Origin of the sequence: Nostoc sp. 'Lobaria pulmonaria (5183) cyanobiont', assembly GCF_002949795.1 — a bacterium.
Taxonomy (GTDB): domain Bacteria; phylum Cyanobacteriota; class Cyanobacteriia; order Cyanobacteriales; family Nostocaceae; genus Nostoc.
Map to the genome: position 1 here is coordinate 6,424,995 of NZ_CP026692.1, position 24,903 is coordinate 6,449,897.

General features: G+C 41.8%; 31 protein-coding genes. 9 read left to right on the forward strand and 22 right to left on the reverse strand.

The window, feature by feature from the left end; translation table 11 throughout:
- Positions 1–14 precede the first annotated feature (14 nt).
- A complete protein-coding gene (locus NLP_RS28485) occupies positions 15–1,160 on the forward strand; it encodes a glycosyltransferase family 4 protein (protein ID WP_104909254.1) in 1,146 nt (381 codons plus the stop codon).
- 27 nt (positions 1,161–1,187) lie between these two features.
- The gene (locus tag NLP_RS28490; RefSeq protein WP_104909255.1) at positions 1,188–1,379 is read left to right on the forward strand and encodes a hypothetical protein; all 192 of its coding nucleotides are present in this window, start codon (positions 1,188–1,190) and stop codon (positions 1,377–1,379) included.
- Between the two features lie 253 nt (positions 1,380–1,632).
- Here the strand turns inward: NLP_RS28490 and NLP_RS28495 are convergent, their stop codons facing one another.
- The 8 genes from NLP_RS28495 to NLP_RS28525 all read right to left on the reverse strand — a co-directional run bounded on the left by NLP_RS28495 (position 1,633) and on the right by NLP_RS28525 (position 9,374).
- Positions 1,633–2,481: a GNAT family N-acetyltransferase gene (locus NLP_RS28495; protein WP_199784713.1), complete on the reverse strand. Its 849-nt coding sequence runs from the start codon at positions 2,479–2,481 to the stop codon at positions 1,633–1,635.
- Positions 2,482–2,569: 88 nt separating this feature from the next.
- Positions 2,570–2,845 carry a tyrosine-type recombinase/integrase gene (locus NLP_RS28500; protein WP_234017104.1) on the reverse strand — a complete coding sequence of 92 codons (276 nt, stop codon included), beginning with the start codon at positions 2,843–2,845 and terminating at the stop codon, positions 2,570–2,572.
- A gap of 492 nt (positions 2,846–3,337) precedes the next feature.
- On the reverse strand, positions 3,338–4,651 hold the full coding sequence (locus tag NLP_RS28505) for a TldD/PmbA family protein (protein WP_104909256.1): 1,314 nt from the start codon (positions 4,649–4,651) through the stop codon (positions 3,338–3,340).
- A gap of 326 nt (positions 4,652–4,977) precedes the next feature.
- The gene (locus tag NLP_RS28510; protein WP_104909257.1) at positions 4,978–5,838 is read right to left on the reverse strand and encodes a Tab2/Atab2 family RNA-binding protein; all 861 of its coding nucleotides are present in this window, start codon (positions 5,836–5,838) and stop codon (positions 4,978–4,980) included.
- Between the two features lie 875 nt (positions 5,839–6,713).
- Entirely contained in the window at positions 6,714–6,908 is a 195-nt protein-coding gene (locus NLP_RS28515; protein ID WP_104909258.1) for a DUF6887 family protein, read from the reverse strand.
- The gene (locus NLP_RS36270) at positions 6,905–7,087 is read right to left on the reverse strand and encodes a DUF6888 family protein (RefSeq protein ID WP_158680563.1); all 183 of its coding nucleotides are present in this window, start codon (positions 7,085–7,087) and stop codon (positions 6,905–6,907) included. Before NLP_RS36270 ends, NLP_RS28515 begins: the two co-directional genes overlap by 4 nt.
- Before the next feature lie 292 nt (positions 7,088–7,379).
- Positions 7,380–8,024, reverse strand: coding sequence for an HAD-IA family hydrolase (locus tag NLP_RS28520; protein WP_104910081.1), 645 nt, complete (start codon positions 8,022–8,024; stop codon positions 7,380–7,382).
- Between the two features lie 156 nt (positions 8,025–8,180).
- The gene (locus NLP_RS28525; protein ID WP_104909259.1) at positions 8,181–9,374 is read right to left on the reverse strand and encodes an NAD(P)/FAD-dependent oxidoreductase; all 1,194 of its coding nucleotides are present in this window, start codon (positions 9,372–9,374) and stop codon (positions 8,181–8,183) included.
- Between the two features lie 84 nt (positions 9,375–9,458).
- On the opposite strand from NLP_RS28525, the gene NLP_RS33725 reads away from it, so the two are divergent.
- The gene (locus NLP_RS33725; RefSeq protein WP_158680564.1) at positions 9,459–9,620 is read left to right on the forward strand and encodes a hypothetical protein; all 162 of its coding nucleotides are present in this window, start codon (positions 9,459–9,461) and stop codon (positions 9,618–9,620) included.
- Between the two features lie 51 nt (positions 9,621–9,671).
- Here the strand turns inward: NLP_RS33725 and NLP_RS28530 are convergent, their stop codons facing one another.
- Positions 9,672–11,933, reverse strand: a complete 2,262-nt coding sequence (locus NLP_RS28530; RefSeq protein WP_104909260.1) for a glycoside hydrolase family 10 protein — start codon at positions 11,931–11,933, stop codon at positions 9,672–9,674.
- A 206-nt stretch (positions 11,934–12,139) separates the two neighbouring features.
- Between NLP_RS28530 and NLP_RS28535 the strand changes: the two genes are divergently transcribed.
- Positions 12,140–12,565, forward strand: a complete 426-nt coding sequence (locus tag NLP_RS28535; protein WP_104909261.1) for a DUF3592 domain-containing protein — start codon at positions 12,140–12,142, stop codon at positions 12,563–12,565.
- Positions 12,566–12,713: 148 nt separating this feature from the next.
- Here NLP_RS28535 and NLP_RS28540 read toward each other — a convergent pair whose 3' ends face one another.
- Positions 12,714–12,980: a Precorrin-3B methylase gene (locus tag NLP_RS28540; RefSeq protein ID WP_104909262.1), complete on the reverse strand. Its 267-nt coding sequence runs from the start codon at positions 12,978–12,980 to the stop codon at positions 12,714–12,716.
- Between the two features lie 540 nt (positions 12,981–13,520).
- Between NLP_RS28540 and NLP_RS28550 the strand changes: the two genes are divergently transcribed.
- Complete coding sequence (locus NLP_RS28550; RefSeq protein ID WP_104909264.1) at positions 13,521–15,053, forward strand: glycosyltransferase; 1,533 nt, start codon at positions 13,521–13,523, stop codon at positions 15,051–15,053.
- A gap of 128 nt (positions 15,054–15,181) precedes the next feature.
- Here NLP_RS28550 and NLP_RS28555 read toward each other — a convergent pair whose 3' ends face one another.
- The 8 genes from NLP_RS28555 to NLP_RS28590 all read right to left on the reverse strand — a co-directional run bounded on the left by NLP_RS28555 (position 15,182) and on the right by NLP_RS28590 (position 20,542).
- The gene (locus NLP_RS28555; RefSeq protein WP_199784714.1) at positions 15,182–15,418 is read right to left on the reverse strand and encodes an alpha/beta fold hydrolase; all 237 of its coding nucleotides are present in this window, start codon (positions 15,416–15,418) and stop codon (positions 15,182–15,184) included.
- A gap of 794 nt (positions 15,419–16,212) precedes the next feature.
- Positions 16,213–16,674 carry a hypothetical protein gene (locus tag NLP_RS28560; RefSeq protein ID WP_104909265.1) on the reverse strand — a complete coding sequence of 154 codons (462 nt, stop codon included), beginning with the start codon at positions 16,672–16,674 and terminating at the stop codon, positions 16,213–16,215.
- Positions 16,675–16,731: 57 nt separating this feature from the next.
- The gene (locus NLP_RS28565) at positions 16,732–17,109 is read right to left on the reverse strand and encodes a hypothetical protein (RefSeq protein WP_104909266.1); all 378 of its coding nucleotides are present in this window, start codon (positions 17,107–17,109) and stop codon (positions 16,732–16,734) included.
- Between the two features lie 3 nt (positions 17,110–17,112).
- On the reverse strand, positions 17,113–17,442 hold the full coding sequence (locus NLP_RS28570; protein WP_104909267.1) for a hypothetical protein: 330 nt from the start codon (positions 17,440–17,442) through the stop codon (positions 17,113–17,115).
- 104 nt (positions 17,443–17,546) lie between these two features.
- Complete coding sequence (locus NLP_RS28575; protein WP_104909268.1) at positions 17,547–18,710, reverse strand: hypothetical protein; 1,164 nt, start codon at positions 18,708–18,710, stop codon at positions 17,547–17,549.
- Positions 18,711–18,734: 24 nt separating this feature from the next.
- A complete protein-coding gene (locus NLP_RS28580; RefSeq protein ID WP_104909269.1) occupies positions 18,735–19,739 on the reverse strand; it encodes a hypothetical protein in 1,005 nt (334 codons plus the stop codon).
- Positions 19,739–20,197: a hypothetical protein gene (locus NLP_RS28585; RefSeq protein ID WP_104909270.1), complete on the reverse strand. Its 459-nt coding sequence runs from the start codon at positions 20,195–20,197 to the stop codon at positions 19,739–19,741. Before NLP_RS28585 ends, NLP_RS28580 begins: the two co-directional genes overlap by 1 nt.
- Positions 20,198–20,227: 30 nt before the next feature.
- Complete coding sequence (locus NLP_RS28590) at positions 20,228–20,542, reverse strand: hypothetical protein (RefSeq protein WP_104909271.1); 315 nt, start codon at positions 20,540–20,542, stop codon at positions 20,228–20,230.
- A gap of 217 nt (positions 20,543–20,759) precedes the next feature.
- On the opposite strand from NLP_RS28590, the gene NLP_RS28595 reads away from it, so the two are divergent.
- The 3 genes from NLP_RS28595 to NLP_RS28600 all read left to right on the forward strand — a co-directional run bounded on the left by NLP_RS28595 (position 20,760) and on the right by NLP_RS28600 (position 21,809).
- Entirely contained in the window at positions 20,760–21,362 is a 603-nt protein-coding gene (locus NLP_RS28595) for a tyrosine-type recombinase/integrase (RefSeq protein ID WP_104909272.1), read from the forward strand.
- Entirely contained in the window at positions 21,359–21,511 is a 153-nt protein-coding gene (locus tag NLP_RS34420; protein ID WP_199784715.1) for a hypothetical protein, read from the forward strand. Before NLP_RS28595 ends, NLP_RS34420 begins: the two co-directional genes overlap by 4 nt.
- A 112-nt stretch (positions 21,512–21,623) precedes the next feature.
- Positions 21,624–21,809: a hypothetical protein gene (locus tag NLP_RS28600; protein WP_104909273.1), complete on the forward strand. Its 186-nt coding sequence runs from the start codon at positions 21,624–21,626 to the stop codon at positions 21,807–21,809.
- A gap of 319 nt (positions 21,810–22,128) precedes the next feature.
- Here the strand turns inward: NLP_RS28600 and NLP_RS35275 are convergent, their stop codons facing one another.
- From NLP_RS35275 to NLP_RS35280, 4 genes are all read right to left on the reverse strand, one after another.
- Positions 22,129–22,764: a DUF4102 domain-containing protein gene (locus NLP_RS35275; RefSeq protein ID WP_234017105.1), complete on the reverse strand. Its 636-nt coding sequence runs from the start codon at positions 22,762–22,764 to the stop codon at positions 22,129–22,131.
- Positions 22,765–22,827: 63 nt separating this feature from the next.
- A complete protein-coding gene (locus NLP_RS28610; RefSeq protein WP_104909274.1) occupies positions 22,828–23,568 on the reverse strand; it encodes a hypothetical protein in 741 nt (246 codons plus the stop codon).
- A 197-nt stretch (positions 23,569–23,765) separates the two neighbouring features.
- The gene (locus NLP_RS28615) at positions 23,766–23,972 is read right to left on the reverse strand and encodes a hypothetical protein (RefSeq protein ID WP_104909275.1); all 207 of its coding nucleotides are present in this window, start codon (positions 23,970–23,972) and stop codon (positions 23,766–23,768) included.
- A 96-nt stretch (positions 23,973–24,068) separates the two neighbouring features.
- A complete protein-coding gene (locus tag NLP_RS35280; RefSeq protein WP_234017106.1) occupies positions 24,069–24,431 on the reverse strand; it encodes a hypothetical protein in 363 nt (120 codons plus the stop codon).
- Between the two features lie 50 nt (positions 24,432–24,481).
- Between NLP_RS35280 and NLP_RS28625 the strand changes: the two genes are divergently transcribed.
- The gene (locus NLP_RS28625) at positions 24,482–24,889 is read left to right on the forward strand and encodes a hypothetical protein (RefSeq protein WP_158680567.1); all 408 of its coding nucleotides are present in this window, start codon (positions 24,482–24,484) and stop codon (positions 24,887–24,889) included.
- Positions 24,890–24,903 lie beyond the last annotated feature (14 nt).

The following is a 24,903-nucleotide window of genomic DNA, read 5'->3' on the forward strand; positions in this document are numbered from 1 at the left end:
ATGCCAAAAAACGTATGATTGCTAAACCTCGTCTTTACTTAATATTTCCGAATATATTTGATTTCAAGGGAGGTATTCAAGTTTACTCAAAATTTTTGCTGAAAGCTTTACAAGATATATATCCTGAAGCTGATTATGATGTTTTTCTCAAATATGATAAATATAGTTTAAAACAGCCAGATAAATTGCAGTTTTTAAGTTCAACAAGATTTCACTATTTTGGAGATTTACCAAAATTATTGCAACCAATTTTATTTGCCACGAAAATAATTATTTTAGCTATTTTTCAACATCCTGTTATAGTCATTTCCACTCATGTAAACTATGCTATTGTTTGTTATATTCTAAAAATTTTCACTGGAATTCCTTACTGGGTAGTTGCTCATGGCTTAGAAGTTTGGGATATCGAAAACAAGGCAACAAAATTAGCTTTAGAAAAAGCAGATAAAATCATTAGTGTTAGTAATTACACTCGCCAGCGCTTGCTTCAAGATACAAATATTGATTCAGAAAAAATAGTTATTTTACCTAATACATTTGATGCTAGTAAGTTTCTAATAAATTCTAAACCTACCTACTTACTCAAGCGATATAATTTAACAGATGAACAGCCTTTAATTTTAACAGTAACGCGGCTGGGAAGTATGTCAAAATACAAGGGTTATGACCAAATCCTTCATGCTTTAGTTAAAGTACGATTGCATCTCCCTAATGTTCACTTTATTCTGGCAGGGAAAGGAGATGATATACCTCGAATTAAAGCTTTAGTTACCAACTTAAATCTACAAAATTGTGTGACAATTGCCGGATTTGTTCCAGATAAAGAATTGTGCGATCATTACAATCTCTGCGATGTTTTTGCTCTACCTAGTAAAGGAGAAGGATTTGGGATTGTTTTTCTAGAAGCTTTAGCTTGTGGTAAACCAGTATTGGCAGGGAATCAAGATGGTTCTATAGATCCCTTGGCTAACGGAAAGTTGGGATGTTTGGTCGATCCTGATAACGTTGAAGAAATTGCCGATAATCTAATTCAAATCCTACAAGGCGATTGCTCTAATCGAGTAATTTACCAACCAAAATACTTACAACAAAAAACTATTGAAGCTTTTGATTTTAGCCATTTTCGTGCAAGTTTAGCAAAGTTAGTTAGTGGTAATTAGTTACAATTTAATAAAATTTGGTAAAAAATGGAAGATTCAGTATTTGTTATATTTCTTGCCTTTGGGTTTATTTGGGTTTTAATGGGAGTTGTAGGTTGGATTGCGTTTCTAAAATCTGAAGGTGAGGAAATTAAGTTTGGTAAGTGGGGACTTATAGTTGCTATTCCAATCTTAATACCAATAATTTTTACTCTGATTATTGGTGTATTTTATCATTAATAAAATCACTAAAATCTATGTTTTTTACTTTTGAATCGCACCTCTAACCAAAATTACTGTACTTTCTACACCAGGGAACTTCCAAAGAAGAAATTAATCAATAATAACCAATAAGTCAGGTAAAATCAATACTATTAACATGATATCTGCGTTCGGGGCAACAATTTCTGCAATTGGGTGGACACCCCTTAAGAGCATAACTATTAAAGAATATATGATTGCTCTAGTTGAGTCAGAGCTAAAAAGGTTAAATTTAACCTAATTCCAAAGTAGTAACACCAAAAACATTGTGCCAATCAATATTAGGTGACTTTTCTTTGTACATTCGTACACATTCAAATATAGGATTCATTTGATATTTTTCAAATAAAATAATAGCGGATGTATTAATATTAGGAACGTCCACGTAAACAGGACTGACTTCAGCATAAGTAACTAAGGCTAAAAATAACTTTTCTGCTATCTCTTCATTTTCCGCCAATAAAGGGGCAATTTTAAAGCCATCCGTAGCTTTTCTAATCACTCCATAACCTACCAAATCAGCATCGTTGATGATAGCGTAACCTTGCCCATGAGGTTGATTAATCCATGTCGAAAGAAAATGAGGACGAGAACTAGGAAAATACCGCTCATCATAACGACAAAGTTGCTCAAAATCAAGATTTTTTAAATCTATCACATCTGGCGATATTTTTCCGGTAATTACCCCTTGATAACGGAGATGAGAATGAGCAGGTTTAAAACCAAATCTTTGATAATTATTAACTTGTTGTAAAACAGCATCTAAAGCAGTAGGTTGATTAGAAACTAACTTTAATGCTTCAAGCCATGTTTTTAAACCAAATCCCTTTCCCCCTTCTTCGGGTTTTACAATATAAATGCCAATAAAATTAAATTTAGCACTATATCGCACTACAGAAATGCAACTAATAGGTTGACCGTTTAATTCTCCAATTAAAAAACCACCAGGATCGGCAATATAAAAATTATCAACATCATCAATTCCCGGATTCCACCCCTCTGAAGCAGCCCAGCTTAAGGCAATTTTTAGATCATCTTTGGTCATAGGACGAACTCGAAAATTATCTTCTGTGATAGTCATTTTTTTTTGCTCCTCGTGATACTGAGATTGTCCGAGTTGGGAAAGTGACTTGATCCTACCTCGATTGCCAGCTTTTATTAGTTTTTTTCTAAATAAGTTCTGATATTGAGTCGCTCATCTGCTTTTGCAAGCGCTGGCGGTTATCGTCGTATTTCAATACTGTCTGCACTTGGGCGTGTCTGCTGAAACGCTGGGTAGCACGGTAGTTGCCATTGTTCATATCCAATACTGTGGTAATGGCACTGTGGCGAACACGATGGGGTGACATCTTCTTAGTAATTCCAGCTTGCTTACATAGCCCATCCACCAGTCGCCTGATTGCTTCCCCGGTTAATTTTGCTCCATTCTTGTGATAGGCCAACACCGTAAAAAGCTGGTCTTACCCGCGTTTTTTCTTACTACTTTAATCCAATCGGCGATCGCAGATCGCTAAGGAGAGTGAGTTTTCGAGAACACTAAGGTTTTCAGGGTGGATCGGTGTTATTGGTGATAGCGCAGCAGAGATTTGGGAAGTTTAATACTCTTGCTACATCTTAATTGTTCAGGGGTGTTTATTACTCTAAATAGTGTGAAAAACCATATTCATACCAATTTTGGATTTTAGATTTGGGATTTTTTATTACAAATCTTTACTAAAAAGCTGTTCGGTGGAATCTTCAGAGGATGTTTTAAAAGTCGTTAGCAAAATACAGCAGAATTCTGGAGTCAGGAGTCAGAACTCAGGAGTCATATCAGAAGTAAAACAGGCTTTATAACTGGCTTTGAGACAAATCGTTGTGTACTTCACTTCCCTTGAAATTTGCTGTATAATTCGTTACTACACAATTCCTGTCTCCAATTGCGAATTACGAATTATTTAATTGCTTCTTCCCGTGGTAGATAGCCCTTCTACTATCAGAGACGGAGTATAACAAGAACCATTCCAATCAACATCGTTGCCTAGTGTAACCAATTGCTTCAGGGCTGTGTAAACATTACCTGCAACCATCGTATCTTTAACACGCCCAATTACTTGACCATTTTGGACGCGGTAGCCTAAATCGACGTTGATCGAAAAATCTCCAGAAATACTACCGCCACCACCCAACATTTGATCGACAATCAAGCCATTATCTAGTTGTTGAATCAAATCTGGTAGCGATGCCGAACCTGGCTGGATGAGAAAATTAAATAAACCAGGGGTGGGATAGCTACCTAAACCAGGGCGAAAACCATTTCCAGTGGTGTTAGTACCCAGTTGGGAGCCGGTGGTGCGATCGCCATAAAAATGCTGTAAAGTCCCGTTTTGGATAAATACCAGAGATTGAGTCGGAGTGCCTTCATCATCAAAAGGGCAACTGTAAGGGCCAGCTTCTGGATCTTGGTAAATGGTGAGACTGGGTGCAACTACTTTTTTACCCAAACGTTCTGCCCAAGGTGAAGCTGCTTCTAAAACTCGCTTGCCATTCAAAGCGGCTTGCACAGTACCCCAAAGCATATCGGCGGCTTTAGAAGTGAACAAAATCGGGACGCGACCAGTGGGAGGTGAGATATTTTCTCTAGCCCAAATTAACCGTTGTAAAATTTGGTTAGCTAATCTCTCTGGATCGAGTTCTCCCCGGTTGGTTTGACCATCAGCAACACTTAAAAAATCATCACCACGCACCCATTCTGCTGATACATAGCAGCTGAGAGTAGTATCAGTATAGTGACAATCTAAACCTTTGGTGTTGACTAGTCTAGTGGTTTCAATATCACATTCCCAGTCACCATTGCATACAACATCGGGATAGGCATCACGGATGAGTGCGATCGCTTCTTTGCCCCAGTCCACCAAAACCTCTATCGGTAAACTTTCTCCTAAATCGGGGTAGGAGGGCTGAAAGTTAAAGCCTAATTCTACAGTTTCCGGTTGATTTAGTTGACTCAGAGCCAGAGCTTTTTCCACCATTATTTCAGCTAAGACAGAACCGTAAGCCACCGTCAGTCCCGGACACCCGTTTCGCCAAAGCCGTAGTGCTGTACCTTCAGATTGGTTAGTTTCTAGCTGTTTGAGCCGGTTTGCCTCAAAAAACACGGGACGAGAAAGCGATCGCGACTGATACACCTCAGCAGCTTCTGCTCCAGATTTTATAGCTAGTTCCAGCAACTGTTCGGCTAGTGTATCTTGTGATAAATTTTCAGAACCCATGACCCTTAGTGAATTGTGGATTTTGAACCGCATATCAACGCTGTCTCTTGAGAAGTGCGATCGCACTTTCCAGTGATGAACGCAGATAACTATCCAAAAATCATCAGTGTTTCCTTACAGTTACGATTTAGAACCGCAGATCGACACTGATGGACGCAGTTAATTATCCCAAATCATTGTCATGTCTCAACGGATCTTGTCATTTGTCATTTGTCATTTGTCATTGGGCATTGGGCATGGTTATTCTTCTTATCTCCCCAATCCCCATTACCCCTTATCCCCAGAGGGGGCCCCACCTTCCCCAATCCCCAGTCCCCAGCCCATTTTCAGAGATTAACCTCTTGCAACAGCCAAAAACCAGCAAAAGATTGTGCTTTGGGATCGGACTGTATGCCGATAAAATGTACTCCATTAGCTTTTTGCTTGGCTGCTTCAAAACCTTTAGCTTCTGCTAAAATTTGAGGTTTTTTGATATTTGCCACAATCCAGCTTTCAGTCACACCAGTTTCTAAAAGCAATCTCGCCTCTTCGCTAGCGTCAAATCTTAAGAAAGCCAACTCCAAACCAGACATCCAACCAGCCAAGGGCAACGCTCTTGATGAGAAAATCAAAATACCAGGAATACGGGCTTCAGGTGAAACTTTCGCCAACTCTAAAGGGAAAGCTTCACCAAAGCCAATTTCCCACTCTGGCATATCAGCAAAATCCGCAGCATCTAAGGTAACAAATACCCATTGCTGTCCTTCCAAAGCATCTGGTAAACGTTGCGGCAAAGGTTTCTCCAAGCGGACTGAGGGATTTGTCCCCTCTTGATACCCTGCCTCTTGAGGATACACTTCTTCCATCCGCTGTTCTAACCATTGGTTGAGAACTAAAGTGCGGCGGCTAGGCTGGGCGGGAATGCCCAAATCTTGACAGGCTTTAGTAATCATATTGTTCATTTGGCGGCGGAAAAAGCGGATTTTAATTGGTGCTTTTCCAGCTTGGTTAATAGCTTCCTGCAATGCTGTCCGCAACCAGCCCGAATTTACCTGGGTACTGGGACAATATTCAGCATAACGAAACAAAGAATCTGCTTTTGTGCCGATATCCAAGGGGCTTTCGCAGACTAAGACTTCCCAAACTTTTTTTTGATTATCGTCCAAAATCGGACGGGAGTAAAAATCGATTTCCCAAATACTGCCCATGTTTTGCGGTAAAAATCTGGCTGTTATGTTTTCCTGATATGTTGATCATACGAGTGTTGGGGCGCAATGGGCATTGGGATAAATCCAGTTTTGAGGTGGATGAATCCAGTTCTAAGGTGGATGAATCCAGTTCTGAGATGGATGTTTAAAATTTTAACTCTTCACTATCTCCCTTATTTCCCATCATTTGAGCAGAACATAGGAACTTTTTGGAGTAATAGGTTTGGCGATGACTGGAGAATTTATCAGGCGATCGCTCTTGGAGTGATTTATTGTCTCCATAAATTATGAAAAATTTTCAACAAGTGGTTAAAGACGAGTAGATTTTGGGATTGCTAGTACCGCAAGGCGGAAGTCAAAAGTCAAAAGCCAAAAGTCAAAAGTATTATGAAATAAGCTCTTTAGGGCTTTTCAATGGTCTGCTTATTTACGCCGTGCTGTACTAGGTATAGTTCTATTCCAAAACTATGAAAAATGACCAATCCACAGAAAGAACCTTTGATTTAAAAAATTCGCAAAGTTAACAAAGACGTTTGGCTGTTGCTTTTTATTGTCCTTCCATTTTTTGGGTTGATAATTCACTTCAATATCTCTGAATCTAATAGAAGTAGTGGTAAAAACTGTTATGACCAGGCAGGACAAGAAATACTCAAGCAAGAAGGCAGCAAAGTATTGAACCGTTCTAATGTTGAACGGTATGAAAGCGAACTGACTAGTCGTTGCAGGTTATAAGAGCAATGAAAAGCAATAAACTTTTTGTGACACCTAATCCTCAAGATTTCAAGCTCCGTATTGTTTGGAGTGTTGATGCATCCAGCAAAATGGTCGCTGAATTCTTAAATACCAAGTGGCTTCCTCGAATTGAAGTATGCCACTTAAGTTTGTTGAGGTGAAGAATTAATTCGCTTTTGCAATTCTGCTTCAAACTCCTCATCGGTGGCGCAAAGTACACTGGGGCGAGAGCGAATAATATTCAAGTAGTGCTGGAATGCGTCTTCATCTTGAGGATTTCGTCGCACGTAATCGCGTAATTCTTGTTCTGTCAATGATTCATAATTTGGTATAGTCATTCGATTAGTACCTCTTTGTTTGGAAGTATCTCTATTTGTATTGTGTCTCCAATTAGCATGACTATTCGATTGGTGCGAGAGTCCAGGCGAACTAAGTTAATAGGTAATAGTAGTGCGGTAACTCTTACTGATCTTTGGTAGAGCGATTTTAACTGCTCTGGTGTTGGTTCCAATTTCACCCCTATTTAGTTATCTAGGTTTGAACCCAAAAAGGCGAGGAAACGGCGCCTGAAGGTATTCCGTAGGGCATTTGTGCCAATGGCTAATGATCACAAGGCAGCCTACGCTGTTAAGATTCCTTTGGCTTGGGTGGGTACGAATCGCAAATGTCGTTACCAAACCAAGTGCAATTTGGGTTTTGGGGCGTAGGCGTAGCCCAACCCAGTCATCGCTCTTAACAAACCCTGTTAGTCTTATGATTGATGTGGGCTGAAACCATGATTTTTCAGAAGGTTTATGAAAGCTTGTGATCTAATGACGGTTGATCCAAACGCCTCTGAGTCCAGCTGCTTTAGCTGCATGATAGTCTTCTACAATGCTATCGCCAATATGCCATGCCGCCTCTGGGGAACATTTATGTTTATCTAAGGCAATAGCAAAAATTTGCGGATCGGGTTTAGCTGCACGTACCTGGGTAGAAATGGTGACGGAGGTGAAAAACTCTCTCAATCCCAAACTTTGCAATACTGAGTAAATCCGAGAATCAAAATTGGACAGCACCCCCAAGGTAACTCCCAACCGCCGCCAGTTGATTAAAGCTGGTAAAACATCGGGATAGACAAACCAGGGTTCGCCAGTACCAAAGTGAATGTAAAGTTCGCTAAAAAAAGCTGAAAAGTCAGAAAATTCCTTGAGAACACCTGCCCTTTCAAAAGTGTTCAGAGCAATTATCCGCCACCAATCAAACTCGCGCTGGGGAATATCTTGCAGTTCTGCATCTGGAAATATCGGCGGCGGCGCTGCTTTAAAACTTTGGATGAAGCTTGTATTTAATGTTTCAGTTGAAACTGTAACACCAAATTCTTGGGCTATCTGACTATAAACTTCGCCTACACTACCTTTGACATCGAAGAGTGTACCCACAGCATCTAAAAAAATAACTTTCGGTTGTTCCATTAAAGTTTGAAAATTTTGAATGTTGAATTTTAGATTTTGGCTTGTTAAGAGCTTCTGTGGGTAGAGTCTAGCATCTGCTAAGTAGATTGGCACAAATATAACAAATCATCGCAAACATCTTGGTTTTTACCAATGCCCAATGCCCAACCTTGAAAGTTATCGAGAAAGTGTTTCTATTATTGGACGGGCTAGCCAATTAAAACCAACTTTCAGCTGATGCTCTAAAGTTGGCAGCCTATATAAATAAGCAACGCGGCGGGCGACGTATGCCAAGGGACCATCTAGTTTAATTCCCAAACCAGTGAGAGTGGCGTTGTCTATTCCTAGTGCCATCATTTCTCCTAATTGCTGGTAGTGGAAGGGAAGGAGGGGGCGATTAGTTAGAGTTGCCCAGATATTCCAAGCAGTATAATCAGCTTGTTGAAAAGCTGCTTGTGCGGTAGCGGGGACTTGTTGTCCTTCAGCATCATGACAGTCTGCTAAATCTCCCAAGGCAAAGATTTCTGGATGATCAACAACTTGCAGATTGGATGTAGTGGTGATTTGACCACGCTGATTTAGCTTGAGAGGAAGAGATTTGACTACGGGCGCAACTCTAGTTCCCACAGTCCAAATTACCAAATCCACGGGAATTGTATCTAACTGGTTTTTGTACTCTAGGGAAATGCTATTTTGCTCTATTGATTCGACTTTGGTTTCTAAGTCAAGAAATACACCACGGGCTTCTAGAGCTTTCTTTGCTGCTTCCCGATTAAACTCTGGGGAAGTTCGCAAAATTTGGTCGGCGATTTCAACGATCCGAAAGCGTCCTCTTTCGCCTAGTCTGTCGGCTAACTTACAGGCTAACTCTACACCACTGTAGCCAGCCCCAACGATCGCTACCCGAATTTTATCAGCATCCGATTCTTCTAAAAATCGCAGCCGTTCTTCTAAACGATAGGCATCAGAGATTGTGCGGAATGTGTAGGCGTAGTCTGTTGCACCAGGGACTAAATCTAGCGGTGTCTCACCTCCTAGCGCCAGCACTAATCGGTCATAAGGAATTTCCGGGCCTTCTTGTATATTTACCCGTTGCTGGTCGATGTCAATTCCAGACACAACACCTTGACAAAAACGCACTCCTGTGCCTTGTAAAACTTCTTCAAAGGGTGGGGCAATTTCCCAGGTTTGCAGTTCGCCAGTGAGTAATTCGTAAAGTAAAGGAGAGAATAGGAAGCGATCGCTTTGATCTACCAGAACAATTTCGGGTTTTTGCGTAGATTCCCAAGGTAATTGGCTTAACCGCAGGGCTGTGTAGAGTCCACCAAAGCCTCCGCCAAGGATACAAATTCTAGAAGTTTGTTCAGTCATCTATTCTATGCTATGCAACAATCAATATTAATTAGGCAACTAACTTCAGGGTAACTGAAAGTTTCAAGATTAACTTTCTTAATCATGAAATTTGATGTTAATTTAGCCAGCTTTCTGTTGGCTTTTGTGTGTGCAATATCCGGCTGGATCGCATGGTGGCATAACAAATTAAAGTTTGAAAAACAACAGGCTACTGAAATTGCAGTAGCTGCTGCTGAAAAAGCACTGAACGAAAAGCGTGATTAAAATCACCTTGTAATGTTTAACTGTCCAGTGGGCGCAAAATTTAATTTCTTCTCATCGCCGACTGCGAAAACCTTGTTTACCATTAACTTGGTCAAAGAGTACATCGTATTTATCAAACAAGGCGATTCCAGGATTTACAAATATAGGCAGTTCTGCTTGTGGCGAGATACTCAAATTCCAGCGATTAAATCCGTCACGCGTTCCTGGTGTCAAACTGTAATCAAAAATGCCATTAATTCCAACTTTTACAGCATTTGCTGACCCTAATACTCCGGGTTTGAGTTTACCTGCTGTAGAAGCTGACTTGAATTCAGTCAAACCATTAATAGTTCCAGTATCAGCGATCGCTCTACTATTACACGAATTTTTCGCAGAACTTCCAGCAAGAGTTAAACAAACTTTGCTCAGTCGAGAGTCCCATCTTTTACCGGGTACACCATTAATTTCGGGTTGTTGACTCCAAGAAGCCATTTTGAAACCGGCTTGATTCTCAGCAGTTAAGCCGAGAATTAGGCTGCCATTATTACTACCACCATTTCCCATAACAATAAATCCGTTACTCAGATTGCCTGCTAATTTTCGCAACGGGTTATAGGGAAGTGATTTTTCAAAATAGTTAACACCGATAATTCCAGAAAATGGTACACCACTATTTGCCGAACATTTAGGTTTTTGGGCAGTACATTGGCGACTGGTAACAACCTGTACGGGAACAGGTTCGGCGGTGGGAATTAAACTAAACTGGACATTAGCATAAACTAATTCTCCTTCCAGGATAGTACCATCACTTAATACCTCCTTGATATTTTGACCTGTTCTTCGGATCTGAGAATTACCTAAAAACTCTTTGGGAACTCTTAGCCCTGCCGACCCTGTATCTAATAAAATACGTTTTGGTTGACCATTTGCGATCGCAACTTCTAAAAAATAGCCGCGAACACGTTGCCCAAGGGAAGGTTTTGGATATAAAGGTAAGGATATGGTGTTAAAAGTTGGCTGGCGGGGTGTATTTTGCGAGATATCGCGCAACGCTGAATTTGGGAAAAGAGCCGCAAATGCAGACTGGCGTTGCGCTGCTGGTTCAGGGGCAATATCCCAAAGGCTTTCGTAGTAGAAAAAGCCGATACCTAAACCCCGTTGTTGCACTGCTTCTACTTGAGATTGGATTTGTGATATGGCAACTGGGCGATTTCGTAACCCTGCCATAATACCAATACCAGTTGGGATGATTTGTTGGGTTTCTAAAATTTCTGGGCGGGTAATTTGAGCGATAAAACTTTCCACATCATTACGGTACACCTGCATCACCAACTCATCGACAATACCCAACCGCACCCAGTTGAGCCAATCTTGCAGTTGCATTTTATAGGCGAAATTATAGTAATTAGGAGCAACTGAAAAAATAGCATTCGGTTTTCTGGCTTTCACGGTTTGGTAAAGGTCTACCATGAAGGCAGTAATTTTATCTGCCCGCCATTTTATCCATGCTTGGGCTAAGGGATTGGGTGGAGGAGGATTGCCAGTTTCTTGAGTATATAGACTAATCGTGTACTTATCGTAACCAAAATCCCCAGGTAAACTCGTATGGTCGTCAAATTGAACGCCATCAGCATCGTATTGAGTCATAACTTCCATGACGAGTTCGCGGATAAAGTTTTGCACTTCCGGGTGAAAGGGATTCAACCACGCTACTTCACCCGCAGCACTAATTGAAGTTTGAGTGCCATCCCCTTTTTGTGTTAGCCAATCTGGATGCTGTGATGCGAGTTCCGAAGTTAGAGGAACCATGAAACCAAATTCAAACCAGGGTATTGCTAGTAGCCCTTGTCTATGGGCTTGAGTAATAATGTCTGCAATTACATCTTGTCCATCTATTCCCTTGAAGAAAAAGGGAATACCCATTTTCTGCATGATGGCGCTGGGGTATTGTGTATAACCATCATTCCAGACTATCGGATAAACAGTATTAAAATTTAACTGCCGCAGTTGGCTCATGGCTGCAAGCACCTGTGAACGATTTCTAAAAACGCTAAAATCGTTACCACTTAGCCACACTCCCCGAATTTCCTGACGAGGTTGAGGAGGTAGTTGGGCAACAGCAGGGGCAAAGCTGTTGAGTAACAATACCAGAAAGAACGATATCAGACATAATAATGGCAGCAGACGCTTTTTCAAAAGCCACGGCGATGTCTCTTGACTCGCTACGTGTAGCTTGCTTAGACCTAGTAGTACTTGTATGTGTACAGGCTTAAATAGTAAGTTAGTTAGAGCTGCATTAATTTTTCTACTTTTTTCCCAAAACTGAATTGTCATTACTTCTGCTTACTAAATGAGGCTAATTGGTTATATTTAATACCATATAAACGTTAAATTGCTACACCAGGAAAACTGATGCTGTAATTTAGCTGCAAGATATTTGACGCAGTTATAACGTTAGTGGTGCCAAATAAAAATGTTTCAAATGTAAGCTCTAGTCGAGATGCTGTGATCAAATTTATTGTTGTGCGATCGTCAAACCTATGAATTTCAAACCTCACCAAAACACTTTTGACGACAAACTAAGCGCAAGTATTGGGCTGGCTATTGGATTGCTGTTCATTGGGGGCGGTTTTTGGGTACGTAACATAATCGCGCACGAAAGTGCAACGCTAAACGAAACACGCGGCACGGTGGTAGACAGCATCAGTCGTCGCGGGAGCAGCAGTACGAACAATAATGATAATGAGCAAAAAGAAACCTATGCGCCAGTTATCGAGTTTCTAGCCAACGGTAAACGCACTCGCTTTACAGGCAATTATGAGTCCTACCGCTCCAGCAACGGCCAGATGGTGGTGATACGTTACAATCCTAAACAACCGATAAAGACTGCGCGTGTGGTGAATCCGCTAGAAGGCTTAGTACCTTGGGGAATGTTTGGTATGGGTGGGTTAGCTGTGGTTTTATAGCGTGGGCACACTGTTACCTGTACGCTGGTCTTCAGGTGGGTGACTATAGATTTGGTCAGTTAATATTGCTCAAAATGGAAATGCGATCGCCTTACCCCCCGACTGACACAAAAGCAGTAGGGGAGCAGTTGTTTTGGTAGTCATTGGACTATTTTGATTTTCGTGCTGACTTTGGCGGCGTTCGGTGTGCGCCAAAATATTTCTCACTGCGGTAACGCAACCACACCCGCAACACTTGCGGAATCTGGTCTTTTTCTTCCTTAGTCAGGGTGTTGTAAAGGGCTAAGGCGCGATCGCGTTCGCCCCGACAAGCAGCATTGTTGTGAGCATCCCAATAGCTGCGGGCTACTCGAATCCGCCGACAGACTTCTTTAATGGGCGCGTCTTTTGTAAGTGGAATGTCTTGCTTGGTCATACTCAAATGCTAGAAATTTCTAATGTCATCCTAGCGAGTCAGATTTATATTGACACTTCAAATTTCAAGCTGGCTGATTTCACTGAGTTAATTCATTGCTGTTCCTCATGGTTATCCAACCAGATGAGAGGTAGAGCAATAATGCCAGGCAATGACTGAAGTAGAAAATACACTAACAGATTTGTAAGATTTATGACAATGTTTTGCTTTGAGCTATTCGTCAAACTATTCTCCGTAAGGACAAGAGCGAGAAGACGTTGAATTTTAAGGATAAACATCACTTCACCATTTATGTCATCCGGTATATGTGCACGAGCCGCAGTAGTGATTAACTTAAGCATTAGGAAAATGACTGTATTGGCTTTTAAGGTAAAGGGAATCAATAAAAGCCCTTTGACTTACTTTTTGATGGTATTTATCTACAGTCTCACTGCCTGCATTTTTCAGCCTTGAAAGTTTTTGACAAGCTCACTAAGCTGTTATGCTGCCATCTTCAGGCAAAATCTCTAGTAGAAATCAACCTGTATTAGGAAGTCGGCAATGCACATTGGATTTCTCAACCCTCAAGGCAATTTTGATTCAGGCAATAGTCACATAACGAAACACCCAGATTTTGGGGGTCAGCTGATCTACGTTAAGCAAGCCGCCATAGCCATAGCTCAAATGGGTCATAAAGTTGATATTCTCACACGTCAAATTATTGACCCGGAGTGGCCAGAGTTTGCCCAAGCGATTGACACTTATCCAGGGGTCGATAACGTCCGCATTATCCGCTTACCAGCTGGGCCAAAAGAATTTCTCTCTAAAGAGTTGTTATGGACTCATCTGGTTACTGATTGGGTATCCAACATCTTGAAATTTTATCAACAGGAAGGTAGCTTACCCGATGCTATGACTGCTCACTACGCTGATGGAGGACTGTGTGGCGTTCTAATTGAAGAAAAGACAGGTATACCTTTTACCTTTACTGCTCATTCTCTCGGCGCTCAAAAGATGGACAAACTCGAAGTCACCCCAGAAAATCTTACAGAAATAGACAAGCAATTCTATTTCAGATACCGCATCTTAGCCGAACGCCTGAGCATGAATCGCTCGGCCATTAATATCACCAGTACACGACAAGAACGCTTTGAACAGTATTCTCATCAAGTCTATAATAGTGCAGTGGATGTAGACAACGACAACCGCTTTGCAGTGATTCCACCGGGAGCAGATTTCTCGATTTTCGGTGCAAAGGTGCGTTCCGAAAATGAGGAGGCTAGCTACCAATTCGTTCAGGATAAATTGGCACGGGACATTGCAGAAGCCCGCCGAGATTTGCCCGTCATCTTAGCATCCAGTCGATTAGAGCTTAAAAAAAACATATTGGGGCTAGTGCAAGCCTTCGCAATGAGTCCAACACTTCAGGAACGAGCTAACTTGGTGCTAATTACAGGGGCGCTGGACAATCCTTTACGAGAAGAGGCTAGCGACGAAATGACTGAAGAAGTGTTAGCCCCTATTCGGGAAGCGGTCAAAGAAAACGACTTGTGGGGCAAAATCAGTGCATTTGGCTTGCCACATCAGTCTCAAGAGTCACTGGCAGCAACCTATAGGTTTATGGTTAAACGCCGCTCAGTATTTGCGCTGACCGCACTCTACGAACCCTTTGGGCTTGCTCCCTTAGAAGCAGCAGTTGCAGGTTTACCAGTGGTAGCAACCAAGAACGGTGGCCCTAGCGAGAGCTTGCGACAGGGAAATCAGGAATATGGCGTACTCGTCGATCCAGAAGATCCTGCTGATATTGCACGGGGCTTGGAGCGGTTGCTATGTGATACTCAGGAGTGGGAATATTTTGCCCAAGCTGGTCAGCAACGGGTGTTGAAGACGTACACTTGGGAATCTACTGCTGAAAACTACCTGTCTTTGCTTGAGCAAATTCTGTCTTCACCGGAAACTCGCCCTCGCGCTGAACTCCTTCCTATCTACCCCTACTTCCATAATCCAGAATCGCAGACCGATGTTTCTTTGGAAGAATTGAGCGAACTCTACTTTGGAACCAACCAAAAGTTACTAAGTACACCTAGCCTTTAAAAAGGTTGGTAATGGGGGTCTACAGCTAGTTGTACGCCCCAACAGGCGATTTCATTTGTTGCAAAGATTTTTGGAAATGGTATAACAAGGTTTGTGAACAAGCAAAGGATGACCCCAGCTATAAGCAGCTAGCAGAAAATCTGCTGGTTTTGTTGCATCAATGCCATCTGTCCACCTGGTTTTAGGGTGACTCTTTCAAAGTAAGGTAATTCTGCTTTTATGCGATCGCTCGCCACAGGTTTTGTCGCTATATCTGAAGCGCCGCAAACAACCAACACAGGAACGTTAATAGTTGCAAGTGTGTCTGTTTCGTCAAAGTTGAACATTGCCAGTGTACCACGAGCCAGAACACCAGGCGAACCCAATGCTGATAATAAAAAATGTTCCCTCTGCCTCCTGCTTTTTATTAATTAACAACTCTTCAGTAGGGGTGTGTTAGTGACAGTGACAAAACGCTCAAATATCGCACCCAGCATTCACCATACCCTCCGTTACTTTTTAGTTTGCGATCGCATGGTATTATTATCCGGCTATTTGTCACCTTGACAGGGCTAGGAATATGGCCAAGGTCAGGCTCCTGCAAAGATGGAAGAACTGGCAGAGCATATCCGAACCGCAGACGGTTTTGTGACCAAAAGAGTCGGTCAATTTTTGGATGAATTAGAGTGGTACGAAGAAGCATTGCAACGACAAAGAAAATAAAAAGGAAACCCCTTCTAATCAAGTCAGCAATCAATTATTAGTTATAACGGACTGATTAATTAACTAAAGTTTTTTACAGAAGTTTGCAAGTAAGTGAGGTACAAAATGCAAGACTCAACATCAGATAAAAAGAGTTTCTACCTTTTGCCTCACTTCTCTTCTTAGGCTGCGCCAACGACTACGCTCAGTGACCACCTGCCTCCTGTCTCCTGCTTCAAAACCCATAACTTTGTACTTCATGCAAAAGAAAACTGCTGTATATATCTTTGGCGATAACTTCCATAGTTTCTTTCAATACTGAAAGCCAAACGCAACCCTTAGTTACCCTTTAAGAGGAATCCCCAGCGAGTAAACTAAGGTAGCCCAGTAGTCTAAGTAGGACGGCTTGTAGCCGGTAACGGGTTCCAAGAAATCCTGGTTCAAGTCCAGGCTGGGCAATTGCGAACTTTCAAACAACTTATTCCCGATTTTTAAAGTTTTGTTGCTTCCACAACAATTGCAGTTCTTTGATGTCAGTTTTGCGTTCCTCAAGCAACTTCTCTGTTTTTTGCCATGTGTGCTTGATTTTTTCATTAGTCCCATTAAAGTTCAGCAGTGTTGCATCCTTAAAATTAATGTAGTCTTGAGCGTGTATATCAAAGCGCTTATCAAACTTTGCTATATCTTTTTCTATTAATTCAACTTCACGGCATAATTTTTCGTGGCCTTCAGAATTAGTATGAGTATGTAAATCTTCTTTTAAATCTCGAATTTCGTTAACAATTTCATTGAACTTAGAAACTATTTTAATAAAACTCATTAGTATTCCAGCAGAAGATACTACAAGAGTAATAATAAGATTAGTACCCTCTAAAGTAAGCCCAAACGTAGGTTGAGGCGGAGGAGAATTAACAAATAATATTGTTTGCGTAGTTTGCATAAATATGATAATAGGTGCAAAATTGCACCCATAGTTAAAATTAAGTTATCCAAAAAGTTAGAAAAATGTAGCTTTCCGTCGTCCTGAAATAGCTTCTATTTTTCCTTTAACCGTGCCAGCTAACTTGTAGTCTTTGTCTTCTAATTGATCGGCCGCATTATCTCCAAAAAGACCCGCAAGCTTGCCCTTGACAATCAATAAATGAGAACTCTTGCGCTTACCGCTTGAATCTTTGTAACGAATACCAATACGCCAAACAATACCAGTTCTGAGTAATTCTTTGACAGGGATTATCTCTTCTGTCCCTTTAGGATCGGCAACTTTCTCAAGTCCGGTTTGCGCTTTGATGCCTTCATAAGCGTCTGATGTCTTAATGTAGTAAAAATCATTAGCACCAGCACCAAAGATCGCTTTATGTAAAACAGGGAGTGTCATGATTTAACCTAACCTCATGCGACGAGGAATGTTTGTAGTTTTAACATCTTGACCGGCTACTTTCTTCGGTAATAATCCACCCATTGCTGAAGAAAGTTTGCTAGAGACACAAAGAACTTCTCTTACCTTTTTGTTTTCTAACCGGCAGCGAATACGGACTAGATCACCTTCGGCAACAGCTTTGTTGATCGTGAGCTTACCTTTGTATACTGTATTGTCTGGATTGGGCGCTTTTGCAATTCCTACAACAGTTTTAATGTCTTCGTAAATATCCGGTAAAATTGCAACGTACTTATCATTGTCAATTGTTATAACGTGCGGTACTTTCGGCATAAATTAAAGCTTGAAATGCTTGATTTAATTTAGCTTTATTTTCAAAGGTTCTACGACGCCTCCCCTTAAGCCTCCGCATTCTCGAACGTCTTACGGAGCATGGGTTATCTAAAGAATTTTATCCATGTAGGTTTTTTTGATTTTGTGCCATCTGCGTAATAATCAACTCTGACAAGTTGAGTTTTGATTTCTTTTAAGGGTTGTCCCTTACGTTGCCCAACTTTATAAAAACTACCCTCAGTATATTTAGGGTCAATTATGGTTTTTATTTGAGTAATAACTTTTTCGGCTTCTTCTTTTGAAAAGGCGTTAACAAAGACTTTAGAGTTATCTTTGAGGGTCAATATGCCCTCCCAAGACCCTTTTTGATACCCATCTAGAGGGGCTGTAGATGGTGCTGTTGTAATAGTGGGGTGTGGAATTGTTATCGGATAGTAATCATTTGCTACAGAACCATCTTCACGCTTTTCAACAAATAGGCAGATTAACTGTGGTATATGTCCATCTGGCGAAAGCTGATATCTTTCAGGCAAGGCAACAACTGCATTTAAATTATCAGTCTCGTTTTTATTTTTAGCGAGACATAATTCAGTATTAGCTTTTGCTAATTCTTCGTATTCTCCTAATACTTTTAAGGCTTCATTGCCAGTTGAAGACCCTATGACCTGAATTGTTTGTGTATTTCTTGCAGGTGTCCATTTGCTACCAACAAGAGTACAAGAAGTTACGGGAACATCAATGTTGATCCAGAGCAATTCTTCTACCTTGATTTCTGTTTGAGTTTCAGTATGAAATTCTACTCTTACTTCAGGCTGAACAATAGTATTGGTGATTATATCTGTTTGATAGACTGGCTGAAGTTGAGTGGTCGTTTGTATGATTGTAGGTTGTAAAACTTGAACTTCGGTTAATACTCTTTCCTCAACTAATACCTTCTCTAGATTAATTACTTTTTCTTCGGTCAAAGTCCTTAGTTCGACTTCGTGAATAACTTCAACGTCATGAATTACTCGTGTTTCAGTTAAACTTCTGACTTCAACATCATGAATTAATCGCGTTCCAATTAAATTTCTGACTTCAAGTTCGTGTACTACTTGAGTTTCAATTAAATTTCTGATTTCAACTTCATGAACTACTCTTTCTTCAACTAAATTTCTAATTTCAAGCTCGTGAATTACTGTAGGAAATGCGCCTCTACCTAATATTTCGGCAACCCTAAACCCTAACCCAACTAAATCAAGGCTGATAGTGCCTATTTGTATTTCCATTCCAACAATTTCAGCTTGGACTACTTAAACCGCACCAATTGCAGCAAGAGAAGTAGTTTGGGCTGCACCAGCTAATGTAAGAGCAGTGCTGGCAACGCCCTCAAAAAGAACTATTTCGCCGCGCATTTCAAAAGATATTGCCAAAGCTTCATTAGCGATCGCCTCAGCATAAATCACTTGTCCTTGCACAACTTCAGCAAGAGCAAAAGCAGTATTAGCAGTTGCTTGGGCAGATGTAGCTACAAATTCAGCACTTAAAGCCGTTGTCTCTGCTGCAATTGCTGTTGTTTCAGCTGTAGCAGCAGCAGCAAGAGCAGATACAGCCGTTGCTTCAGCCGTTCCCGCAAGGAGCAAAGCAGAGCCAGCAGTGCCCTCGGCAACTCCAGCTAAAGCTAGTGCGCTTACGCCTGTTGCTTCAGCAGTTCCAGCCAGTATTAACGCGCTTCCCCCTGTCGCCTCAGCCGTTCCTGCTAGAGCAAGAGCAGAGCCGGCTATCGATCCAACGCCTACTATTTCCGCTTCTAAAACAACAATTTCAGCTTGTACAGTTGTGGCTAGAGCAAGAGCAGACCCAGCAGCAGCACCTACGCCCACTATTTCGGCTTCCATGACAACAACCTCAGCTTGGACAGCAGCAGCACCGGCGATCGCAAGTGCTACTTCTGCTCCCAATGCCGCAATTGCAGCAAAAACACCCTCAAGTGCTGCGGCTATTAAAGGAGCTGCGGCGATTGCTACCACTGCGGCAACTCCTGCTCCAACAGCAATTAACTTGGCTTGTAAATCGTGAAGTTCAGCTTCTAAACTGCCTATTTGAATTTGGTCTTGGGCTGATTGGCGATAAACATCAGCTAGCTGACGCTTTAGTGCGTCGATTTCGCCCTGGATATTTGCATTATTTGAATTATTAATTAAATCTCTCAAGCCATCTATTTGATTTTGCAACTGCTGGCAGCAATCACATTGATGGCCGGAGCAATTACTAATATTTGATAACGAGGAAATCAATGATTGTCCTTGAGTGGACATTAGCAAACCTCGCTACCAATTTTAGAGATTAATGCTTCAATTGATGCAAATTCGCCCTGATCAATACAGACTTTTCCGTTAGGTGTAAATGTTGTTGGATCTACGCATTGCTTGCCACTAGCGCAAGCTCCACCATTAGCACAGACAGCCTGACAATCCGAAAGAGATTTATAAACACCAGGGGTGTTGTATTGAGTTTTTATAATACATTTTCCATTAATACAATCGTAGTCACTACGGATTTGACAACTAGCCTCATCCGATTGGTAAATTGTATAGCTACCATCAACAAATGAAGATCCATAATTAAACGAGGTATAAGAATAGCCCCAATAATTTTGATCACTGGAATTTGAATGATAGGTAATTTGTGGCTCGTTTTCGCTATTATAAAAAATTGCCTGTAAAGGCGCTTGATGAGGAGCAATTACAACATTGCCACTTATACACCAACCCATATTTTTTTTGTTTTTATTTGGTTGGATTAGTTAAACAGCGTTAGGGTCAAAAATTGGCGCGGAGTATGTCCCATAAAATCGCTCTGAAAACTGAAATTGCGTTTTAGGTATGCCGTTGCGAGTGACTGGAGAACTGATCACTAAATCAGAACTTGCCATGACTGAGGCATCAGTATTGGCATTTATCCAGGTATGAGCAAAGGAAATAATTGCGGCGTACAATTCCAATGGTGTTGGATTAGCGCTTGTTAAAGCAGGTAAAGAACTAAGTGGAATTTCTAAGACCTTGGGTGTTCCTAAGAATGTAGAGTTTACGCCAAATAAATCAGTGATTCCAGGCTGCATACAAAAATTTTTGAAGTGAATAAGTCCGTTGTATTCAATCAGCCAAATAATGTAAATGTTCCACTTTTATGTAAAAGCAGCACATTTGCTGAGGACGCAAAACCCTTGCAGTGAATAGTATTGAGCCAGATTTAGCTGTTAGCTAAAAAGAGAAATATTCCGGTTTAACCACCCTGAATGGTTAAACCGGAATAGTTAACAGAACAGAATAGGTTGAATGAAAAACGATAGAGAAGGTCAAGCGGCTGTCTTAACTTATGCGGATTGCTCAAAAATCCGCACACAGATTAGGAGCCGCAAATACAAGTTGCTTTTTGACTTAGCTTGGTACACAGGTGAGCGCTGGGGTGCTTTGGTTCAGCTGCGAGTAGCCGACGTTTACACTGACGATCGCAACGTACGTGAGTATATCAATTTTCGAGCCAGAACGCGCAAGGCCAAACCCAACAGTAAGCGCAAAGCACAACCAGCCAAACATAAAAATCGACAAGTACCAGTACATCCAGTTCTTAGGGAAATATTGCTTGGATACAAGCCAGAATCAGATTCTGTCTGGCTGTTTCCTAATCGTGAAGAAGACAAACCCATTACTCTGAGGTGGGCAGATACAATTTTACGGACTGCGGTTGACAAAGCTGGATTATCAGCTAAAGGAATCAGCACTCACAGTACCCGCCGGAGTTTTATTACGAATCTGGCGAACAAGGGTATTAACTTGGCGATGATTAAAAAAATTACTGGTCACACTGATTTGAAAGTACTTTCGGCATACATCGAGGTCAGTGAAGACGATCTCAAAAACGCGATCGCAACTCTATGAACCCCAACCTCCTATTCCTCCAAATTGAAATCTTCTTCGAGCGCTTGCAGCAAGGCGTTTATGACCATCCCGTGTACTTGGCTATGGCATTGGAGAATCTTGCTAGCCAGGCATGGGATGAAGTTGACCGACTCTACCCAAATTTGTGACAAACGACGCTCTAGGCGGATAGGCTAAAAGTGATACACGCTTTTTTGATGCGCCAACCGCGATCGCTAATATAAGGCAGGCGATCGCTTTTCATAACTCTGGAGTAAGGCTATGGCTTGGTGGATAATGGCACTTGAAATTGCAGATAAACAAGGCAATGGAACCGGAAAATACAGATTAACTGCTAAATCAGACGAAGATGGCGGGGGCCCTTATGGGCTGTGTGAGCATGAGCATGATTCAATTGAATCGGCTCAAAACTGCCCAGAAGCGCGGGCTGAGGCTGAGAAATATTAAGCGCGAGAGCGAGCAATTTCTGATTGCCTTGTCACGCGCAATACAGCCTGATAAAGTACCTGTGACAAGCATTATGAGTTAAACATGGTAGGCAAAGGCGGCCGCAGAGGTACAACTTGGAAAAATCACTGGAACCACGGCAAGACTAAACATATTCGCGTCCCCGCAGCGCTGGAACAACAAATAATAGAATTCGCTCGTGCTTTAGATTCGGGGCAAGTTACCCTAGATTCTCAAGTTTTACTGCTAATTGACTCTTTTGTAGAGTCGAGAATTGCAGAGTTTCACCCCAATCAATACAGCTGTACTGGCTCAACCACTAGCCGACGCTGGGATGAACTAAGGCGCTTCCGGGATGCAGTTGCTTTTGGTTGCGCCAGGAGCGAATTAACTCTTCAATCTCACTCGGTGACTGTCCGTCACTAATTGCAATCTCGACATCTGCTTTTTTGTTTTTTGCGATCGCACTATCAACACTACCCAGGTAAAGCCGATTTTTCTTCCTGCCCACCATCCAGCAATAGCGGTAGTACCAATATTTATTAGCAGACCGCTCTACCCAGTACTTCTCTAACCAGTGGGTATCGTGTTGGGGCGCAACTTTTTGGGTAACGTCTGATACCTGCGCCCCAACACGTGATTCTCCGGTTGTGCCGAAATTTACTTGCGCCCCAACACGTAATTCCCACTCTCGCCAGGCTTGCTCATAATCATCCAGGTTTAAATAGTCGTCTGGGTCTGGTGGCTCGTCGCTGTCATCGTAGAAAACAGAAATTTGTCCGTTGTCCTCAACCTTGCGGACAACTTCACCGAAGTGGGCAGGATTCCACTTGATTTCTGGCCCGAGATGTTGGGGCGCAGTTTTTTCAAGTTGATCCCAAGCCGGATCGTAGACGGGAGTGGGGAGTGGAGACTTAGTAAAAGCTTCTAAATCAAAAAGTGTGGGTTGGTTCATAATCAGACTGGTTATTATGATCGCTGCTCTTTTCTGAGGGCAGTTTTTTTATGCAGTTATTCCCTAGTAATCCCTTGGCAGGTTACTAGGGAACCAAGATTTTAAAAGTTCAATAAATCCAGATGAATCAAGCAAGTTGTCTGCCCAGTAACACTCACGTAAACAGCTAATTAACCATCCTTGAGGGTCGCGAATTTCTTGATGTCCACCACGAAAAATAAAGTGCTTTAAAGCCTTGCGAACATCTTCAATATCAAATTCCAAGAGATGTCTAGTTGTTCGTTTGTTTGGGTCAAAGTATATTTGGTACTCAGCACAAACGCTCAGGATTTCGTGTTGTCTTTCTAACTCTATAAATTCGGCTGTTGTGGGAGTAAGATTATTGCTGCTGCTGCAAACCTCCTCATCGACAGATATCTTGTTTGAGGGGTCTAAATCGTAACTGGAGTTCTGGTTATATAACTTTTTTTCTCGCACCTTCTTAGGTGGATTTAACCATGTGATAGGTCTAACAAGTAACTTGGTTATCTTCCAAGAATATTGTTTAATTACTTGCAAAACACGGCACGATACCAGTATGTCAAATATCTTTTTGAGGTAATTGTGAGCATAGGGCTTACCTCTAACTTTTGCTACCCAAGCATTAAATTCTGATAAATCTGGCTCAATTTCGCTGGCAATTTGACCTTGCCTTATTAGCCACTGCCAGAGAATTTTTGCGGCGGGTGGAATATGGTGTTGGTAACAGTATGCGTCGTGTGCTTCCGTCCACGAAAGATTGTTTTTAAATAGATTTTGTGTCATGATTACTATCTGATTACTATCAGTTAATTTCAGAAGGCCACCACGTAGCTTGCCGCCGCAGGCATCGCTAAATCATCCGGTGGCTTTTTGGTTTTTTATTTCAATGGATGCTGACGTTTAAGCTTTATGTTTGCCGCTATGTTTTTTACCTGATCTACTAGCGTTGGTTTTTTTTGGAATAGTTTCGGCAAGCTACGCTAAAAATCACAAACAGGACATGAGAAGTTACGGGGGTCTAAAATACTTATCAATCCGTCCTCCCAGCACTCGCAGCAAACGTCACTGCCAATTTCGTATTCGTCGTCATCGCGGTCTAGCCTGTCGCTGTAGTATTTGTTGAGTGCGCCTTCTCCCTCTGGATAACCGTCAATTTCTTCATGCTGTTCTAAGTTGTCAATTTCCATTTGTCATTCCTTTTGGTCAACGCGATCGCACCCCGCCCCCAATCCCACACCGCGATCGCAAAACAAAACCGCCCTTACCAAGCAGGCAGGACGGTTTTATTCTTGAACGTCGTCTTCGACTTGTTGTGCTAATTCACGAAGTCCTTGTTTGATTACTTGCAATTCTTCTGTGAAAGCACTCTCCAATTCTGTACTTTCTTTGTATCGGGTCTTAAGTCGATCTTGATGACCATGCACGTAACCATAAAAGGCTTTCTCTAACAACTCTAAACGACCTAGAAGTTTCCCAGCAGAAGAGTCTCCGTATTGGACATCTGCCCCAATGGTATCTCCTTGTTGGATATTGCCCGTATTAGTTCCCCTCTGCCCCTCAAGCCCATAGCTTTCGCCAATTGCATTAAGTCCTCCCATTCCTCGTCCGTCAGTCGAATAGTTCTTGTTTTCATTGTGTCTCTTCATTTTCTGTTCCCTTATTTTATGCATATGCAATTCGATTTTGCATATGCAGCTTGACAAAAGTACTTTGCATATGCAAACAATATAGCATTGCTTTGCATATGCAAATCAAAATTTTAGCTCCCCCACGCCTAACCCTTTGCGTGGCATCACCGGAGCAAGCACCCGCGCCTTTGCGCGGAAACACCCTGAAGTTAATCACCAAAGAACCGAGCGCGGACACGCGTTGTCTGCGCGGTGATATTTTGATGTCTGCACACTTGCCCAGGAGAAAAATGACAACCACAATTCTAGAACTGCTTGCAAACCTAAAAATCTATCCCAGTGACACGGTGGTAACTATCAAAGACGTTGACGATCAGGAATTTTCCATCACTGATTTCCAGTCTGAAGGTAACGCCCTAACCATCGTCATCGGCGAGAAGGAATACGAAGAGGAGGAGGACGACGAAAAAAGCTAATTGAAAAGGCGATC

Coding starts and splice junctions, on each gene's coding strand:
- NLP_RS28590 (WP_104909271.1), bottom strand. CDS start 20,542: ATGCAGCCTGGAATCACTGATTTATTTGGCGTAAACTCTACATTCTTA.
- NLP_RS28570 (WP_104909267.1), bottom strand. CDS start 17,442: ATGCCGAAAGTACCGCACGTTATAACAATTGACAATGATAAGTACGTT.
- NLP_RS28490 (WP_104909255.1), top strand. CDS start 1,188: ATGGAAGATTCAGTATTTGTTATATTTCTTGCCTTTGGGTTTATTTGG.
- NLP_RS28565 (WP_104909266.1), bottom strand. CDS start 17,109: ATGACACTCCCTGTTTTACATAAAGCGATCTTTGGTGCTGGTGCTAAT.
- NLP_RS28520 (WP_104910081.1), bottom strand. CDS start 8,024: ATGGAACAACCGAAAGTTATTTTTTTAGATGCTGTGGGTACACTCTTC.
- NLP_RS35280 (WP_234017106.1), bottom strand. CDS start 24,431: ATGAAGAGACACAATGAAAACAAGAACTATTCGACTGACGGACGAGGA.
- NLP_RS28560 (WP_104909265.1), bottom strand. CDS start 16,674: ATGCAAACTACGCAAACAATATTATTTGTTAATTCTCCTCCGCCTCAA.
- NLP_RS28505 (WP_104909256.1), bottom strand. CDS start 4,651: ATGGGTTCTGAAAATTTATCACAAGATACACTAGCCGAACAGTTGCTG.
- NLP_RS28495 (WP_199784713.1), bottom strand. CDS start 2,481: ATGACTATCACAGAAGATAATTTTCGAGTTCGTCCTATGACCAAAGAT.
- NLP_RS28540 (WP_104909262.1), bottom strand. CDS start 12,980: ATGACCAAGCAAGACATTCCACTTACAAAAGACGCGCCCATTAAAGAA.
- NLP_RS35275 (WP_234017105.1), bottom strand. CDS start 22,764: ATGAACCAACCCACACTTTTTGATTTAGAAGCTTTTACTAAGTCTCCA.
- NLP_RS28585 (WP_104909270.1), bottom strand. CDS start 20,197: ATGGGTTGGTGTATAAGTGGCAATGTTGTAATTGCTCCTCATCAAGCG.
- NLP_RS28485 (WP_104909254.1), top strand. CDS start 15: ATGATTGCTAAACCTCGTCTTTACTTAATATTTCCGAATATATTTGAT.
- NLP_RS28580 (WP_104909269.1), bottom strand. CDS start 19,739: ATGTCCACTCAAGGACAATCATTGATTTCCTCGTTATCAAATATTAGT.
- NLP_RS28525 (WP_104909259.1), bottom strand. CDS start 9,374: ATGACTGAACAAACTTCTAGAATTTGTATCCTTGGCGGAGGCTTTGGT.
- NLP_RS28530 (WP_104909260.1), bottom strand. CDS start 11,933: ATGACAATTCAGTTTTGGGAAAAAAGTAGAAAAATTAATGCAGCTCTA.
- NLP_RS28550 (WP_104909264.1), top strand. CDS start 13,521: ATGCACATTGGATTTCTCAACCCTCAAGGCAATTTTGATTCAGGCAAT.
- NLP_RS34420 (WP_199784715.1), top strand. CDS start 21,359: ATGAACCCCAACCTCCTATTCCTCCAAATTGAAATCTTCTTCGAGCGC.
- NLP_RS28515 (WP_104909258.1), bottom strand. CDS start 6,908: ATGACTATACCAAATTATGAATCATTGACAGAACAAGAATTACGCGAT.
- NLP_RS28595 (WP_104909272.1), top strand. CDS start 20,760: ATGAAAAACGATAGAGAAGGTCAAGCGGCTGTCTTAACTTATGCGGAT.
- NLP_RS28610 (WP_104909274.1), bottom strand. CDS start 23,568: ATGACACAAAATCTATTTAAAAACAATCTTTCGTGGACGGAAGCACAC.
- NLP_RS28600 (WP_104909273.1), top strand. CDS start 21,624: ATGGCTTGGTGGATAATGGCACTTGAAATTGCAGATAAACAAGGCAAT.
- NLP_RS28535 (WP_104909261.1), top strand. CDS start 12,140: ATGAATTTCAAACCTCACCAAAACACTTTTGACGACAAACTAAGCGCA.
- NLP_RS28510 (WP_104909257.1), bottom strand. CDS start 5,838: ATGGGCAGTATTTGGGAAATCGATTTTTACTCCCGTCCGATTTTGGAC.
- NLP_RS28615 (WP_104909275.1), bottom strand. CDS start 23,972: ATGGAAATTGACAACTTAGAACAGCATGAAGAAATTGACGGTTATCCA.
- NLP_RS33725 (WP_158680564.1), top strand. CDS start 9,459: ATGAAATTTGATGTTAATTTAGCCAGCTTTCTGTTGGCTTTTGTGTGT.
- NLP_RS28575 (WP_104909268.1), bottom strand. CDS start 18,710: ATGGAAATACAAATAGGCACTATCAGCCTTGATTTAGTTGGGTTAGGG.